Origin of the sequence: Psychrosphaera aestuarii, assembly GCF_017948405.1 — a bacterium.
Taxonomy (GTDB): domain Bacteria; phylum Pseudomonadota; class Gammaproteobacteria; order Enterobacterales; family Alteromonadaceae; genus Psychrosphaera; species Psychrosphaera aestuarii.
In genome coordinates this window covers 1,695,932-1,713,568 of the sequence record NZ_CP072844.1, presented here as the reverse complement: position 1 = coordinate 1,713,568, position 17,637 = coordinate 1,695,932, and the positions used below count along the sequence as shown (strand labels likewise).

Sequence of the window (17,637 nt, the reverse complement as noted above, 5' to 3'; positions counted from 1 at the left end):
AAAAAAGAGCCTAACCTAGCTGACTAGGAGGCTCTTTTATCATATTTCTTTTATTAATTAAAAGCTTGAGCTGTAGCGTACACCAAACTCACTTGCATCATTGCTCTTAATTACCAATAAGTAATCGCCAGTGTTTAATCTTGCATCATCATAACGTTTGTCGAAAATGTTACGACCGTAAAGTGAAACTTTCCAATCAGCGCCTGCAGGAGCATAAGAAATGTCAAAGTTTACTAGTGAACGAGATTCAACAGTTGTCATTCGACCTTCATCTGCACTTGGCTCACCATACATTTCGTCTCTAAACGAGTAATCGATTCTGGCGTTGATAGTTGAACCATCATCTAAATCAAATACATAGGCTGGGCTAATCGATGCGGTAAACTTAGGCGTAAGTGGCGCTACTGGTTTTACGCCGTCTTGTTCGTCTACATCAACATTAATGTAACCTAGACTGGTGTGAAGAGAGAAGCTATCCGTTAAGTAAGCCGTACTTTCCCACTCTACGCCCTGTGAAGTTTGCGTTACCACTAAGTTACGTGTATCGAAACCAGCTTCCGATGTTGTATTAACCTGATAAGGAAGATCTTCATAGTTAGTATTGAATAACGCAATACTCATATTAAAGTCGCTTGTTACCTCACCCTTTAATCCAATTTCGTAGTTTACGGCCGTAATGTTGTCTGATGCAACAAAACACTCTGGGTTGCCAAATAAACAGTATGGACGTGCTGGGAACTGTCCACCTTGATAGCCACTTTGAATGCTAGAGTAAATGTTTAAACCGTTTTCTAACGTATAATTTGCAGATAAATCGTAGCTAACTTGGCTCCAATCATCTTCAGCGTAAGTTGGACCAATACCTACATTTGCGGTGGCTTCTTTTTTGTCGGTTGTATAACGTAAACCGCCTGATACACGAAGATCTGTAGTTACATCGTAACCTAGATTAACAAACACGGCTTTACTCGTCGTCTTTTGATCTAGCTCTAGCATGTTTGAACCGCCATTAAAGCTAGAGTCTTCGCCTTGGCGATTACTGCCTTCTTCGGTAAACCAATATAAACCAGAAACAAAATCTACATCACCATAATAGCCGTTTAATTGTAGCTCAACTGAGGTTTGATCCGCTTCACCACGCTCTGGGTAGTGATCTAATGCGTAAATGGTTCCATCATCGTCTAAACCGGCTTTGTATTCAGAACTACGGTTACTGATAATGAATTTTGAACCTAAAGTATCAGATATATTGTAATCCGCAGTAAATGAAACACCACTTGCGCTGTTGTTTACCTCTGTTACTTCAATTGTACCGGTAGCGTTATCAAAAGGATTTGCGGCAACGTCAGAATTTCGTAATGGACCTGATGGTAGTGGCGATCCAAAACGCTCGCCTGTGTAATATGCGCCAGTAGGCACTTCGTTAATTTTAGTTGTATATGGTCTTAAGCCACCTTCACCATCATTAGCATCAGCAGTAACAACAATTTTTAAATCATCGGTAACTTTGTACTTTAAAGAAAATCGACCGTGAAACTCTTGACTCTCGCCAACATCATATTTTGCTTCTGGTAGATTGATAAACTTACCAAGTCCATCTCTGCGATTAAACCCAGCGCTAATATTAATTGCCAAATCTTCGTTAACTGCACGGTTAACAAAAACGTCACCTTTTAATCGCCCTCGTGTCCCAACCTCAGCTGATAACTTTGTAACCGGATTAGCATCTGGCTGTTTAGTAATAATGTTTATTGCACCACCAATAGAGTTACGACCATACAATGTACCTTGCGGTCCACGAAGTACCTCTATGCGATCAATATTTTGTAAGTTCCAGTTTTGTCCAACTTGACGACCTAAGTAAACACCATCTACATATACACTAACACCAGGATCCGTGGTAATTAGGTGATCTTGTAGTCCAATTCCGCGTATGAATGGGTTAGCCGAAGATGTATGGCCGGCAGAAAATCCTGTGATATTTAGATTTGGTACAAATTTACCAACATCTGTGATGCCTGTTATGCCTTGCGTATCTAAATCTGCTCCGCTAAATGCACTCATTGCAATTGGAACTTCATAAATAACCTGTGAACGCTTGGTTGCAGTTACCGTAATCGCTTCCATTTTCGATTTTTCAGCTTTTTTCTCAACTTCTTCCGCTGCTGTCGCATTGGCAACAGTCAGACCTGATGAAACTAGCGCCAACGCCAACGCAGTAGTTATAGGATTAATGTTCATTTGATGTCCTCTATGTAAGAAGTTATAAAGCAAAAATAGACTAGTAGGAAAGTCTGTGGGTTGCTGAATAATTTGCGCGCGAAAAAACGCACGTCTCAACAAGGTGAGTCGTACAATTCAATGTAAACAAATTTAATTCAGACGAGCAACACAGAACGTTTGCTACTGTTTGGTTGGGCCGGCATGTTACCACCAGTAAGTTTAAAAGCAAAGTTTTATTTTTCTAACTCTGCCGTAATTGTCTGTTTATGGTCTTAAAAGTCGCTATCGTCGAAAAAATATCGAGTAAATTAGCAAGCTAGTAATTTACTCGACACAAAGTACATAGACTACTTCTCCAAAATATTTTCAATAGCTTTTGAAACACGTAACGCTTTTTCATCTTCACCAAAACTTGTCATTATTGATAAACCGATTGGTAATCCGTGAAGCTTACCAGCAGGTATAGTTATGTGTGGATAACCTGAGATTGCAGAAAATGTAGAGACACCGCCGTTACTATGGTCGCCATTTACCAAGTCTATTTTCCAAGCTGGCCCACGAGTTATAGCGATTAGAGCGTCTAATTCATGTTCTTTTAGAAGTTTGTCGATACCCTCTTTGCCTGTAACACGTTTTAATTTTTTCTTTAGGTTTTTATATTTTTGCGTTGACATACCTTCAGTGGCTTCTGACTTTAAGAATATTTCTTGTTGGAAATAGGACATTTCCGCTTCACTATTTGCTTCATTAAACGCTATTACATCTTTTAAGGTCAATGAGTTTAGTTCATCAGGAATATCATTTGGTAACTCAGCAAAGTATAAATTTAATGACGTTTTAAACTCTCGTAATAATTGAGTGTAACCGTCATTCCAGAATCCGTCATATGGCTCAAATTTTAAACCGTCAACTAACTTAACGCCCTGGTTTGTCAGTTTACGCAGAGTAGCACCTAAGATTTGTTTAACCTGTTCGTGTGATTCTGCACTTGAATATAACACCCCTATTTTAAGTTCTTGTGGCTGTAAAGGTGAACTTATTAAACCAACAGGGTTAATCCCTTTTACCAATGTTTCGGCGTCTCTTTTATCTCGGCCTTGCATCGCAAAAAGTACACGTTGTGCATCGTCAACGTTTTTAGTCATAGGCCCAGCGGTATCTTGAGAAGGTGAAATTGGAACAATACCAAAACGACTCACTAAACCGACGCTTGGCTTAACACCAACAACACCATTCACCGCTGCAGGACAGGTAATTGAACCATTAGTTTCGGTTCCAATTGCTGCGATGGCGAAATTTGCTGCAACCGCCGCACCTGAACCAGAACTAGAGCCGCAAGGTGTAGTTGTCACGTCATTTGGATTTTTAGTTTGGCCGCCGATAGCGCTCCAACCGCTTGAAGAACGTTCAGAACGGAAATTAGCCCACTCACTTAAATTTGTTTTACCTAGTATGATAGCGCCAGCGGAACGTAAGTTTTCAGTTAATTGGGCATCTCTGTTTGTTCTATTGTTTTTTAAGATTAAGGACCCTGCCGTTGTTGCCAGTTCCTTAGTTTCAATATTGTCTTTCAATAAAATAGGCATACCGAACAAAGAAGGCAGATCTTTTTTATAGTTAGAAATTGACTTATCTAATGCTTCTGCCTGGGCAATAGCATTTGGGTTAATTGAGATGACACTATTGTATTTATGATCTTCTTTTTCAATTTTATCGATATAAAACTGAGTTAATTGTTTGCTGGTTAACTCGCCTGATTTAATCAATTGTTGAAGTTCGGCAATCGATTTAGTTGAGGTGTAATGTTCTAATTGGGTGGTTGTTAAGCCTTGATTTGCTATACACTCTGATACAAAGCTGGTAGCAAAAATGGTCGCTGTAAACAATACAGCAGGAGTACGTCGATTAAACAATGTCATGGATGCAGCCTCTTATTATTATTAGACCTAAAATAACAAGTAGACTGCTAGTGTGCAAATATCATTCAGCTGAAGGTTGTGTTTTAAGCGTTTAAAAGCCAGCCTTTTTCTGTTGCTATATCTATTTGTTCTTGCACATAATTCCACAGTGACATTGATACATCCTGTAAACCATGATTTCTTGCTAAAACCTGAGATCGTTTAATACTGTGCTGCGCCCAACTTCCGCCATCATTTTGCATGTTTTGAATAAGCGGTAATATTCTGTCTATTGCTTTAGCAAACTTACTATTAACTGTTTCTGAACGCTCAAACTCCAGAAATAATTCATAGAAATACTGTTGCTGATGCGCTGGTAACAAACCAAAAATTCGTTTGGCCGCTTTGTCTTCAAGCTCAAACTGTTTATCTAAATCAGCTTGTGGTGCAAAGGCAAAGGTATCGCCTGCATCTATTTCGACAACGTCGTGTATGAGTAACATCTGGGTAACGCGCATTAAATCAATCGGCTCGTCAATATGCTCTTGTAACACGGATGCAGCCATACAGATGTGCCAACTATGCTCTGCACTATTTTCGTAACGGTTACCGTCTGATTTAATCAGTGCTTTTCTTTTAACCGACTTTAAGAGATCCATCTCAGCAATAAAATTTATTTGCGATTGCAAAACGTTCATCGATTCTGACATCATTGCAACGCCTCTTTATAATGCTTTCTGCAAACGGAGACGTATCTTTCATTTCCACCAATTTGCACTTGCTCACCATCAGCTATCGCTTTACCTGTCTCGTCTGTACGTAACACCATGTTTGCTTTACGACCACAATGACATATTGTTTTTAATTCAACAATTTTATCAGCCCAAGCTAATAAATATTGAGCGCCAGCAAACAACTCACCTCTAAAATCTGTACGAAGCCCGTAACAAAGAACCGGAATGTTATAAATATCGACAATTTCTGTAATTTGATGAACCTGTTCTTTAGTGAGAAACTGACACTCATCAACCATGACACAATCAACGCGTTGTGATTCTTTAAGGTTTTTTATTATTTCGAATAAATCGCTATCAGATTGAAATATATGTGCCGGGGCTTCAAGACCGATTCGTGAGGTAACTTTCCCAACTTCATAACGATTATCTATGGCTGCAGTAAAGATTACCGGCTCCATACCTCGTTCTTTATAATTAAATGAGGATTGTAAAAGTGTGGTTGATTTACCTGCATTCATCGCAGAGTAATAGAAATAAAGCTGTGCCATTAAATACTCGTGGGTTTATTATCGTTTTTATTGCGTGAATGCTACGCAATTAATAGTAAAATGGAAAGCGAAAACCTGAGAACGGTTGCCGTGTTTTTACAACATCATACTTGTTATTTGTTATTTGTTATTTGTTATTTGTTATTTGTTATTTGTTATTTGTTATTTGTTATTTAGTGAATTTATAAGCCTATCAATTTCGAAACCAACAAATAAGGTACGCTGCCGACTTCGACCTTTGTCTTCAACATCCTTACGCGGCCAATCACCGTTATCATCCGATACTAAGTAAATCCATTCCCTGCCCTTTACTGTACAACGAGCCATACCCTCAAAATTATCATACTCCGTTGACGTGTAATCAAATAATGTCTGACTTGTGATTGTAGTGCCGCTTACAAATTGTTCTGGGTTAATTAAGGCTAAACGCAACCTAGAGCCTTTCGCACCAAGCCAGTCTTTTTCCATTACAATTACGTCTCCGCTTTTTAAGGTTTCGGCATCTTTGGGACTTGAGGTTGCTTGATAAGTGCTATTAATCACTTCACCAGACGGCTTGACGACTCGAACTGGTACGGTCGGTTCCGATAGTTTAAATTTTTCCCAAATAGAAACTATCTCGCCGCTGTTTAATTGCGTAATTGATTCTAAACCCGAATTACCCTTTCCTAGTTGCTTTTGCGCTATCTTAAGTACTGGTTTAGCACTAAGCGCTAGATTAACCAAGGATGGGTTGTTATTTTGCCAAGAGGGATTTGACGATGTTAGCTCCCTAGAAAATTGATCCTGTTCCATATGCGTATAGAAAAACAAATCGCCACGATCGTCTAGTGAGACTAAAAACCCGTTCTTGTATGACACTATTGACTCTGCGGCGCCTGATAATATCTTGCCATTTAAATCTCTTAATTGACCAGACGCTTTCACTGTCATATCGACTATCCTACCTGCCTCGTCAAATTCGTTATTGGTTTGGAACCATTGTGAACGAAGTACAGGTTGCTTTGCTAACTCAGCGTTGTCTACTTGGCTGTAATCAGATATAAACCACGCATTTTTGCAGTCAGGCGTCAAATAAAGCGCGCTAAAACCACCACTTTGGGTTCTATCTTTATGTTTAAGAATTAATGCGGGTTGTGCGAGAGGAAGCACGGTCGGCTCAGCGATAAAAGGCTGATGAGATGACAACAAAGATGACGCCAAAAAAGTAAGCAAAGATGTTGCTAGCATAAAGTACACTCTGAGTGGAAATCGACGCTAAATTATGTTTTGAAGTGTATACTTGTTTTACTCGTTAAAAAATCGCATTTTAAAATTTTCTCAAAAAAAAAAAGCGGCTTTCGCCGCTTTAATCATTTCAGTGCTTTATTTTCTTGTAGCTCGCAGCATCCAAGAGTTTTTCTCATGGACTCTCATTCGGTCGCCCACTAAAGCTGCTGTTGATTCATCGTCAGCATCTTGCGCAATTTTAAGAACATGTCTCGCTGTCTTAACTACTTGTTCGTGGCCTTTAGTCAATAAATCAACCATAACACCGGCCTCTGGAACGCCTTCCACTTCTTCTATTGAGCTTAATCTAGCAAACTCTTTGTATGTACCGGGCGCTACAAAGTCTAAAGTTCTAATACGCTCTGCGATATCATCAACGGCCAACGCTAAGTCTTGATAATGCTCTTCAAACATTAAATGTAACTCACGGAACTGAGGGCCAGTGACGTTCCAATGAAAATTGTGAGTTTGTAAGTATAACGTGTACGAATCAGCTAATAACTTCTTTAAACCTTCGGCAATATTACTTCTGTCTTCCGCATTAATTCCAATGTTAATGTCAGTCATTGTATCTCCTTTGCTTCGTGTTTTGATTTAACAGTATTGTTGTACTTCATATTTAAGTATGAGGATCACTATTTTTATTTCAAGTGTCTAAAGTTATTAAATAAATATTTAACTTAATGACATTTTGAAGGACGTCCCATACGCTGTACTTTCAACTTGAAATATATCAGCGATCGTTTGGCCCATGTCAGCAAATGTATCACGCAAGCCGAGGTTAACCTCTTTAATACCGGGTTTAAAGGCAATAATTGGAACATACTCTCGAGTATGATCCGTACCTGGCCAACTAGGGTCACAACCATGATCCGCCGTTATTAATAATGTGTCGTCTTCATTTAATGCAGCCAATAACTCTGGAATACGACTATCAAAATATTCTAAAGCTTCAGCAAAACCTTTTATATCTCGACGATGTCCGTAGTCTTGGTCAAAATTAACAAGATTGGTAAAGATGATCCCTTCACCGTCGTCGCTCGACATTTCATTTAACGTAGTATCGATTAATGCCTCTAGACCCGTGGCTTTTATCGCTTTTGTAATGCCTTGATGGGCATAAATATCGGAAATCTTACCTATACTCACCACTTGTTTATTAGCGCTTGCAACTTTTTGTAATACCGTTTCTGATGGCGGTAATACCGAGTAATCCCTGCGATTCCCGGTTCGTTTAAACTCAGATGGTGTTTCGCCTAAAAATGGTCTTGCGATGACACGGCCTATATTATATTTATCTAACAGTTCTCGGGCTATCTCACAAAAACTATATAACTCTTCTAAACCAAAGTGACTTTCATGAGCAGCTACTTGAAAAACACTATCTGCACTTGTATAACAAATTGGCTTTCCGGTTTTGATATGTTCTTCACCATGCCAAGTCAACACATCGGTACCTGGTGCGTGTCGATTGCCTAAAATGCCAGTAACACCAGTTCTTTTTACTAGTTCTTCGATAAATTCAGGTGGAAAACTGTTAGTTTTTTCCGAAAAATATCCCCATTCAAATAAAACGGGAACACCAGCCATTTCCCAGTGCCCACTCGGTGTGTCTTTGCCCGTAGAAATTTCCTGCATATGACCGTATGCTCCGGCAATATTAGTCTGAGGAAATTGTTCGAATTTAATATTATTAGCGTTTTCACAAGCTTTAACTAAACCTAATTTCGCTAAATTAGGAATATTTAAAACGTGATTATGCTCTTGAAGCATATGTTGATATATATGGAAGAACGTATTTGCGCCAGTATCGCCAAAAGCTTCTGCGTCTGCAGAACTGCCGATACCTAAACCGTCGGCCACTAAAATAATAACTCGGCTCATAATTGATAATCCTGTAATTGATGTGAAACTGGCGTTAATCGATCGTTGTGCACGCGTAATGCTTTTCCGCGAATATATAATCGAGAGTCATCGATAACATGACGTTCACTAACTAAAATAACGTTTGAAGCGTGTTGATCTGTATCTAACACTAGATATATGGCCTGTTCTTTAGCATTCAAGGCAACCCAGTCACCCTGTCTTATAATTTTTGTTTCTTTGTGTTGTGCAACCGAAAAAAACCAACTTTTTATAGCCTGAGGTTTTAAATAATGATTCGCTACGGTTGCGTTTACCGCCAAAGTAAAGGCCTGTTGCTCATCCATGGCTACCGCTGAAAATTTATCTCTGAATAGGCTATATAAAAATGCATCTGAGGTCGTAAAACATTGCTCATCTTGAAAACTATTTATTAATTCGGATGCTTTATACACTGTAGGAAATACCACATCTTCACTTAATTTAAGTAGGAATGAACCACTACTGTCATCAACAAGCCAGTACCAGCCCTCTCCATTAGTAACGCAGTTTTGCAAGATATAGCCCTTAGTCTTATCGCTAATTAATTAAGTCCAGAGTATTAAGCGCTATAGTTTCTGTCAACAGTTTATAAACCATTCACTATATCTTTGATTAGTTTAGGACCTTGGTAAATAAAGTTACTATACACCTGAACTAGGCATGCTCCAGCGTCTAACTTTTCTTTAGCTGCCTTCGCACTACTAATGCCACCCACACCTATAATTGGAAGTGTCGCATTAATCGACCTGATTTTTTTAATTACCTCTGTACTCATGTCACGAACAGGATCGCCACTCAAACCGCCCATTTCGTCACCGTGTTTTAAACCTTTAACTGCATCTCTCGATAGCGTGGTGTTGGTTGCTATGACTCCGTCGATACTATTCTTTACTATGCACTCAATTACTTGTTCAATACCGATATCATCCATATCTGGCGCTATTTTAACTAACACTGGAACATACTTTTTATGCTGTTTTTCTAACTCTAGTTGTGCCTGTTTTACCGCTGATAATAATGTAATGAGTGAGTCACCAAATTGCATGTCTCGTAACCCTGGTGTATTTGGAGATGAAATATTAACGGTAATATAGTCAGCATATTCATATACTTTATGCATACAAATTACGTAATCTTCGTGGCCTCTTTCATTGGGCGTATCTTTATTCTTACCAATGTTAATGCCCAAGATGCCGTTATAATTAGAGTTTTTAACATTCTCTATCAAAGCATCAACGCCATCATTATTAAAACCCATTCTGTTAATGATGGCGTTGCGCTCTGGTATACGAAATATTCTTGGTTTTTCATTGCCAGGCTGCGCAAGCGGTGTAATGGTGCCAATTTCAACAAAACCAAAACCCATTTGGCTAAAGGCATCTATACAGCGCCCATTTTTGTCTAATCCTGCTGCTAACCCTACCGGATTGGGGAATGTTAATCCTAAAACTTGTACCGGTTTATTTTCTACGTTTTGTTGCCATACCCAACTTATGGGCGTATTCGCAAATCGACGAAAGTTATTTAGAGCAAAATCGTGAGCCCACTCTGGGTCTTGGCTAAACATGAACTTTTTAGCTATTTCAAATAACATTCTTCTTTCCTAATATAAATTGACCGCGCTACAAAAACGCCCCGAATATTCGAGGCGTATTTTAATTGAGAATTAACAGTATTTAAACCGCCGTTTCACAATGATGGCTCAATAGCATGAGCTCTCGCAGTGCCACTGAGAACTTAGCGAACTCATGACTTTCTGTCGTTTTAAACTCAGCAATCATGTGTTGCCAGCGCCCTAGAATATGCTCAAATGATGCCATCCATTCATCGTATATAACGTCTAAGTCACTGCTATCAGACTTAAATTGCAATACTGTCGCAGTTAAAGCACGTTGTTGCCAGTCTAACTCTTCACGATAACTCGCTCTAGCTAGTGCTTGCCAATGATTTCCTACTGGTTGATTCGTAATTTGATCTAAGAACCAATGCAAACCTAAATCTGAGCCTAAACGGAAGTACATAGTGGCAACTTCGGTTACATCGCGATTAGTATTTGCGGCTACATCGGCAATATCCATCACAGAGAATATTGATGACAATTGCGAAACGTATTTCGCTATATCTTTAGGCACGCCTTCACGCTCGAAACTTTGTTGAGCATCCAACAACTGTTTCTTCTCTTTCTCGACTAGGCAATCACCTAAGTTTTGCATCAACTTATCAAAGTTTGGTTTGTAGTGCTCAATAGTCTCATTCAAGCCTAACGCTTTGTTACGATGACGTAAGAACCATCTTGAAGCTCGACGAACAGTACGGCGAAGTTGGTGCAACATTTCGGTTTGTACAATTGCCGGCACTTTGTTGTCTAACGCTTCGATTTTCGACCATGCACTTGGCATATCAAATACTTCCCGGGCCATCATGTAGCATGTTAGAACTTCTTCAACGGTAGCGCCCGTTTCTTCTTTCATACGCACGACATAGTTAAGGCCCATGTCATTTACGACTTCATTAGCAAGTTTAGTTGCTATGATTTCTTTACGTAATGGATGTAACTGTATTTGCTCAGCGTATTTCTTTTGCAATTTAGGTGGAAACGCCTTAACTAACAGCGGAATGTAGTAAGGGTTGCTGTCAATTTCTTCAATAGCAAACTGCTCTTTTAAGATCATTTTGCCATAAGCGACCAATACCGAAAGTTCTGGGCGAGTGAAGCCTTTTCCTTTTGCTTGGCGCTCTGCGATCTCTTCATCATTTGGTAAAAACTCTAATTCACGGTCTAATTTACCCGACTTCTCAAGCTCATGAATAAAACGTAATTGCTCTTTAACTAAACTCACGCCTTTTAGTTCAGTAATAGAAATCGTGTGTGTTTGACGGTAACAGTCTTTAATAACGATTTGAGACACGTCATCAGTCATATCGTAAAGTAACTGATCACGATGCTTTCTTGTTAATTCACCTTCGTTTACCAATTGATTTAGTAATATTTTTATATTTACTTCATTGTCTGAGCAATCTACACCACCTACGTTGTCAACGAAGTCTGTGTTTATACGTCCACCATGTTGAGCGAACTCTATACGGCCCAACTGCGTTAAACCTAAGTTACCGCCTTCACCAAAGACTTTAGCATTCAGTTCAGAACCGTTTATGCGAAGTGCGTCATTTGCTCGGTCACCAACTTGTGCGTCAGTTTCTGACTTAGCTTTAACGTAAGTACCAATACCACCATTCCAAATTAGATCTACTTGCATCGTTAATAATGCTCGTAACAAGTCATTTGGCGCCATTGACGCTTTTTTAGTCCCTAACATCTTTTTCATTTCAGGACTTAACGGAATAGACTTTGAACTACGAGAGAAGATGCCACCACCTTCAGAGATTAACGACTTATCGTAGTCTTCCCACGAAGAGCGAGGTAACTCAAACAAACGCTGACGCTCAACGTACGAGGACGCCGCATCGGGGTTTGGATCGATAAAGATATGCATATGGTTAAAGGCAGCTTGTAAGCGCGTGTGTTTAGACAACAACATACCATTACCAAATACATCTCCGGCCATGTCACCAATAGCTACACAGGTAAAATCGGTCGTTTGGCAATCAATGCCCATTTCTCTAAAGTGACGTTTAACTGACTCCCATGCACCGCGAGCGGTAATACCCATTTTTTTATGGTCATAACCAACACTTCCGCCGGAAGCAAAAGCATCGCCTAACCAGAAATTGTATTCTTCAGAAATAGCGTTCGCAATATCCGAGAATGTAGCGGTACCTTTGTCTGCTGCTACAACTAAGTAGGTATCATCTTCATCATGGCGCACCACATCTTTAGGTGGAACAACTTCACCGTGTACAATATTGTCGGTAAGGTCTAGAAGGCCTCGAATAAAGATACGGTAGCACTCTTGACCTTCAGCAAAAAACGCATCACGACCCCCTTCAACTGGCATTTGCTTACAAACAAAACCACCTTTTGAACCATTTGGAACGATTACTGTATTTTTAACTTGCTGTGCTTTTACTAGACCAAGCACTTCTGTACGGAAATCTTCCATTCGGTCAGACCAGCGCAAGCCACCACGAGCCACTTTACCGCCTCGTAGGTGAACACCTTCGATTCTTGGGCTGTAAACAAAAATTTCAAATTTAGGTCTTGGTAATGGGACTTCAGGAATTTGCGCTGGTAGCAACTTAAACGAGATATATGGCTTGAACGAGCCATCTTTTGCCTTTTGGTAAAAGTTTGTACGCAGTGTTGCATCCATTAACGTGATGTATAGACGAATGATACGATCATCGTCCAAGTTCGCTACGTCGTCTAGAGCTACTAAAAGTTTCTCTTTTAGTTTTTCGTACTTTTTCTCATTAACTTTTTTTGGACTAAATTTAAGTGTAAACAGCTCAACTAATTGTCCAGCTATCTTCGGATATCGGTCAAATGTAGACTCAATATACGCTTGAGAGAAAGTCACACCAATTTGGCGCATATACTTAGCGTAAGAACGAATAACTGAGGCCTGGCGACCGCTTAACTTCGCACCTAAAATTAGTCGGTTAAAACCGTCATTCTCTAAGTTATTTTTCCATACTGCATCAAAGGCATTTTGAAACAGCTCTTGAGTTTTCTCAAAGTCTGAATTATCGCCGTTTGTCAGGCGCATGGTGAAGTCCATGATCCAACTAGTGCCCTGCTCAGTTTTTACTTGATAAGGGGTTTCACCAATCACACGCAGTCCAAAGTTTTCAAGAATCGGCAATACATCAGATAAATGAATTGGCTCATCTTTGTGGAACAAACTTAACCGTACGGCATTTTTATCAGACTCTTCTTGTGGTCTGTAAAACAGCATACTTAGTTTATTTTCATCCGTTAAACTTTCTAAATGATGAATATCTACCGTTGCTGTTGAAGGCAATACTTGGTCTTTATAAGATGATGGAAATGCATTGGCATAACGAACAGCAAGCTCTTTCCCTTTGGCACCACCATATGAGGTGCTAAGTGCGGATGAAAGTTTGTCGTCCCATGTACGAGCGGCTTCAATTAAGTTATTTTCAATATCTTTCACGTTTAATTCTACATCCTGATCTGTGGCTCTAACGATATAGTGTGTTCTGGCTAACGGTGACTCTGAGAAAAAAGTGTTAAACTCAACTTCCTCATCACTATTCATAGCTTGACTCAGTATACTTTGCGTATCACGTCTAAGGGCGGTGTTGTAGCGTTCACGTCTAACAAACACCATGCACGAATAAAATCGACCGAAAGAATCTTTACGAATGAATAGCTTAGTCATATCGCGCTCTTGCATTTGTAAAACGCCTAAAGCAACTTCCATCAGATGCTGCTCAGATGCTTGAATTAACTCATCACGTGGATAGGTTTCAAGCACGTTTAATAACGCTTTATAAGCATGGCTGCCGACGGCAAATGTGCTTTTTTCAGTAATTCGATTTAGTTTTTCGTTTAGTAATGGAATGTCTTTTACGCTTGAGTTATAAAAACCCGCTCCGTATAAACCAATAAATCGGTGCTCGCCAATAACTTTACCACTATCATCAAACATCTTGATACCGATATAGTCCATATAAGCAGGACGATGTACTGTCGATTTTGAGCCTGTTTTTGTAATCACTAATAAATTGTTTGATAGCGCTTCTTGGCGAGATGCGTTGGACAAGTCTGACAAAACACGAACTTTTGGCTCTCTGTTTTTAGTCAATCCTAACGCTGAGCCAGCAACTGGTGTGATCTCAGTATCACCTTCAACACCAGAAACCTTGTATTGTCGGTATCCCATCAACGTAAAGTTATGGTCTGCGATCCAATTTAGAAAATCGATACTGGTCTTAAGCGTCGATTGTTCTGCATGTTTTGAATTAGACGCTTCATTTATGCAATTTTGTAATTTTTCTTGGATAGGTTTCCAGTCTTCAACTGCAATACTTACGTCTGCCAACACAGACTCTAAGTCCTTAGTTAAAGCTTTTACTTGTTTGCTGTCCGCTTGACGATCAATTTCAATTAAGAAAACAGTTTGCGTGTGTGTCGTTTTGTCGTTTGACTTTAGATCAACAAAACTTTTGACGTTTCCTTTTTTGTCGCGGTTAACTTTAATAGGCGTATGAATTAATAAATGAGAAGTAATATTAAGGCGGTTTAATGCCATACGCACGGAATCTACTAAAAATGGCAAGTCATTAACAACGATTTGCACAATAGTGTGTTCAGATTCCCAACCATGTTTCCCTAACTCAGGGTTAAACACTCGGATGAAAGGCTGACCAGTATTTGCCTCGCTAAACGCGTTAAAAAGACTTAAAGCTGCACCGTATAACTCTACATCAATTCTTTTTTCTAAGTCTTGTTGTGAGATATTTCCGAATAAAATAGATGCAAATTGTTCTACATGAGCACGACGCTCTAATGGCAATTTTTCTTCTATGAGCTTTGAGACATTTTTAAGGATCACAGACGAGGAATTACGTAACAAGGTCATTACAGTTTCCTTTTAAATATTTAAATGCTGATATTTGTTATACTTTTTTGACATCAACAAGTGTAGCCCTAATCTCCAACTAATTAAAATGAATTTTTTCAATGTCTTCCTATATTACAACTGCTCTGATGAGCTAGTTAGGCACTTATGCAAAAGCACTAAATAAAAAAGCGACTTTACGTCGCTTTTTTTTATATTTATGCATTTGTTATTAAAGAATTAATTTATAATTTTTTATTCTTTTTCACGTTGATTGGGCCATAACACCGATGCTAACGCTGGTAGTACGATAATTGCACCTAACATATTCACTAAAAACATGAATGTTAATAGTATTCCCATATCAACTTGGAATTTAAGTGCAGAAAATACCCATGTGCTCACGCCAATTGCTAATGTTAAACCAGTGAATAAGACCGCACTTCCGCGCTCTTTTAACGCATTAAAGTATGACGTTCTCGTTGATTCACCATTTCTAATCGATTCAACCATAGTAGATAGAATATAAATACCATAATCGACACCGATACCGACACCTAACGCAATAACTGGCATCGTTGAAACAGTAAGGCCAATTTCCAAGTAAGTCATTAATGCTTGCGCTAACGTTGAAACAACAAATAACGGTAATACAACCGCAATAGTTGCCTTAACTGAACGGAAGCTAACTAAGCACAGCAGAACGACTGCACCATACACGTACCAAAGCATAGGCACCTGAGCGGCAGAAACAGCCTCGTTTGTTGCCGCCATTACGCCTGCTGAACCAGACGCTAATCTAAATTTAACTTCATCTGTTTCAAGTTCTGCACGTGCCGCTTTTACTTCATCAACAATTCGCTCGATAGTTTCTGCTTTGTGGTCTTCCAAGAACAGAATAATTGGCATAACGCTACAGTCACGATTTAACAATCCGGTGCTCGTTTCAATTCTAGCCGTTGACTGAACCAATGAAGTAGTATTTCTAGGCAATGAACGCCATTTTAAGTTGCCCTCGTTAAAACCAGTGTTAACAACTTTCGCTACAGAAGACAAACTGACCGCGGATTGAACACCCTCTACGTTTTCTAAACGCCATTGGAATTGATCAATCAAATTCATTACTGAATGATACGTACAACCACTTTCTTTTGTCTCAACAATAACCTTTAAGATATCTGTTGAGATAGCGTAACGATCCGTAATTAAAAAGGTGTCTTGGTTGTATCGAGAATCTGCATGTAATGCCGGTGCACCTGCTTGCATATCACCGATTTTCATATCTTGGCTTTTAACGTAACCAAACACATAAAGCATCGCCGTTACAAACAAAATAGAATAAGCCACTTTTGGTTTAGTAAACGATGACATAGCACGCCATATATGGTCGTGAGTGCCCTCTGGCTGTGCTTTAAATTGTTTATCAAAGTCAATATATGACGCTAAAACTGGTAACAAAAATAAGTTAGTGAAGATAATTATTGCTACACCAACACTGGCAGTAATCGCCAGCTCTCGAATAATACCAATATCAATGTTTAATAAGGTTAAGAATCCAACAGTGTCTGAAAGTAAAGCAATACCGCCCGGAATTAGAAGCTTCACAAAGCTTGCACAACTTGCTTCTCTTGCAGTCATACCTTCGTGTACTCGTTTACCAATTGAGTTGATCATTTGCACGCCATGACTAACGCCTATAGCAAAGACCAAAAATGGCACTAGTATCGACATCGGATCTAAACCAAACCCTAGCGTATTTAACATTCCTAACTGCCATACAACAGCCATGAACGAACATACAATTGGTAAAACCGTTAGTAGCAAAGAGCGACAGAATATCCATACCATCAACGAAGTAATTGCAATTGCTATCGCAAAAAATACCACAACGTCTTTCGCACCAGTTGCAACATCTCCAATCATTTTGGCAAAACCGATAATGTGGACCGAAATTTTGTCGTCTTCAAACTTCTCGCGAATTTGCTTTTCTAATTTATTTGCAAGCGCAATACTATCTAGATTTTCACCAGTTTCAGGGTTTTTCTCTAGTAGCTGACTTGAAACCATGGCACACGAGTAATCGTCAGAAACACTTCTACCAACAATACCTGCTTTCTCCACGTTTTGTTTAACGGTAGCAAGGCCTGTTGCATCTGCTTGGAAATCTGCTGGTATCACCGGACCACCGGCAAAACCGTCTTCTACAACTTCAATAAAGCGTGTGCTAGGAGAGTAAAGAGAGTTTACCAGCGTTCGATTTACACCTGGAATAAAAAAGAGCTGGTCATGAACCCCTTTTAAAGCCTCAAAAAAGTGTGGGTTAAAGATATCGCCTTCTTTATCACACACGGAAATATAAACGGTGTTGGCGCCACCAAACTCCTCACTGTACTGCACATACGTCTGCATATATTCGTGCTGTAATGGAATATTCTTGTTAAAAGAGGCATCCAAGTGAATATTAGAAGCTTGATAGCCGAGAACCGCTGTAAAAAATGCAAAGATCAGTATTACTAAAGGTCTTTGTCGGAATAAAAATGTTTCTAAAGAGTGAATTAACATCGAGGAAGAT

General features: G+C 39.3%; 11 protein-coding genes. All 11 read right to left on the bottom strand.

Going from position 1 to position 17,637, the window contains the following annotated elements:
• Positions 1 to 57 precede the first annotated feature (57 nt).
• Entirely contained in the window at positions 58 to 2,241 is a 2,184-nt protein-coding gene (locus tag J9318_RS07810) for a TonB-dependent receptor (protein ID WP_210559390.1), read from the bottom strand.
• A 329-nt stretch (positions 2,242 to 2,570) separates the two neighbouring features.
• Positions 2,571 to 4,142: an amidase gene (locus tag J9318_RS07805; protein ID WP_210559389.1), complete on the bottom strand. Its 1,572-nt coding sequence runs from the start codon at positions 4,140 to 4,142 to the stop codon at positions 2,571 to 2,573.
• An 83-nt stretch (positions 4,143 to 4,225) separates the two neighbouring features.
• Positions 4,226 to 4,819 carry an HD domain-containing protein gene (locus tag J9318_RS07800; protein ID WP_210562406.1) on the bottom strand — a complete coding sequence of 198 codons (594 nt, stop codon included), beginning with the start codon at positions 4,817 to 4,819 and terminating at the stop codon, positions 4,226 to 4,228.
• Positions 4,820 to 4,830: 11 nt separating this feature from the next.
• Positions 4,831 to 5,406 (bottom strand): thymidine kinase, encoded by a 576-nt coding sequence (locus J9318_RS07795; RefSeq protein WP_210559388.1) that lies wholly within the window; start codon positions 5,404 to 5,406, stop codon positions 4,831 to 4,833.
• 162 nt (positions 5,407 to 5,568) lie between these two features.
• Entirely contained in the window at positions 5,569 to 6,636 is a 1,068-nt protein-coding gene (locus J9318_RS07790) for an esterase-like activity of phytase family protein (protein WP_210559387.1), read from the bottom strand.
• 135 nt (positions 6,637 to 6,771) lie between these two features.
• Positions 6,772 to 7,242, bottom strand: a complete 471-nt coding sequence (locus J9318_RS07785; RefSeq protein WP_210559386.1) for a Dps family protein — start codon at positions 7,240 to 7,242, stop codon at positions 6,772 to 6,774.
• Between the two features lie 108 nt (positions 7,243 to 7,350).
• The gene (locus tag J9318_RS07780) at positions 7,351 to 8,559 is read right to left on the bottom strand and encodes a phosphopentomutase (RefSeq protein WP_210559385.1); all 1,209 of its coding nucleotides are present in this window, start codon (positions 8,557 to 8,559) and stop codon (positions 7,351 to 7,353) included.
• On the bottom strand, positions 8,556 to 9,095 hold the full coding sequence (locus J9318_RS07775; RefSeq protein WP_210559384.1) for a cell division protein ZapC domain-containing protein: 540 nt from the start codon (positions 9,093 to 9,095) through the stop codon (positions 8,556 to 8,558). The genes J9318_RS07780 and J9318_RS07775 overlap by 4 nt, the downstream gene beginning before the upstream one ends.
• 71 nt (positions 9,096 to 9,166) lie before the next feature.
• Positions 9,167 to 10,174: a quinone-dependent dihydroorotate dehydrogenase gene (pyrD, locus tag J9318_RS07770; RefSeq protein WP_210559383.1), complete on the bottom strand. Its 1,008-nt coding sequence runs from the start codon at positions 10,172 to 10,174 to the stop codon at positions 9,167 to 9,169.
• 82 nt (positions 10,175 to 10,256) lie between these two features.
• On the bottom strand, positions 10,257 to 15,086 hold the full coding sequence (locus J9318_RS07765) for an NAD-glutamate dehydrogenase (RefSeq protein ID WP_210559382.1): 4,830 nt from the start codon (positions 15,084 to 15,086) through the stop codon (positions 10,257 to 10,259).
• A gap of 234 nt (positions 15,087 to 15,320) precedes the next feature.
• Positions 15,321 to 17,627 carry an efflux RND transporter permease subunit gene (locus tag J9318_RS07760; protein ID WP_210559381.1) on the bottom strand — a complete coding sequence of 769 codons (2,307 nt, stop codon included), beginning with the start codon at positions 17,625 to 17,627 and terminating at the stop codon, positions 15,321 to 15,323.
• Positions 17,628 to 17,637 lie beyond the last annotated feature (10 nt).

Coding starts and splice junctions, on each gene's coding strand:
- J9318_RS07810 (WP_210559390.1), bottom strand. CDS start 2,241: ATGAACATTAATCCTATAACTACTGCGTTGGCGTTGGCGCTAGTTTCA.
- J9318_RS07805 (WP_210559389.1), bottom strand. CDS start 4,142: ATGACATTGTTTAATCGACGTACTCCTGCTGTATTGTTTACAGCGACC.
- J9318_RS07800 (WP_210562406.1), bottom strand. CDS start 4,819: ATGAACGTTTTGCAATCGCAAATAAATTTTATTGCTGAGATGGATCTC.
- J9318_RS07795 (WP_210559388.1), bottom strand. CDS start 5,406: ATGGCACAGCTTTATTTCTATTACTCTGCGATGAATGCAGGTAAATCA.
- J9318_RS07790 (WP_210559387.1), bottom strand. CDS start 6,636: ATGCTAGCAACATCTTTGCTTACTTTTTTGGCGTCATCTTTGTTGTCA.
- J9318_RS07785 (WP_210559386.1), bottom strand. CDS start 7,242: ATGACTGACATTAACATTGGAATTAATGCGGAAGACAGAAGTAATATT.
- J9318_RS07780 (WP_210559385.1), bottom strand. CDS start 8,559: ATGAGCCGAGTTATTATTTTAGTGGCCGACGGTTTAGGTATCGGCAGT.
- pyrD (WP_210559383.1), bottom strand. CDS start 10,174: ATGTTATTTGAAATAGCTAAAAAGTTCATGTTTAGCCAAGACCCAGAG.
- J9318_RS07765 (WP_210559382.1), bottom strand. CDS start 15,086: ATGACCTTGTTACGTAATTCCTCGTCTGTGATCCTTAAAAATGTCTCA.
- J9318_RS07760 (WP_210559381.1), bottom strand. CDS start 17,627: ATGTTAATTCACTCTTTAGAAACATTTTTATTCCGACAAAGACCTTTA.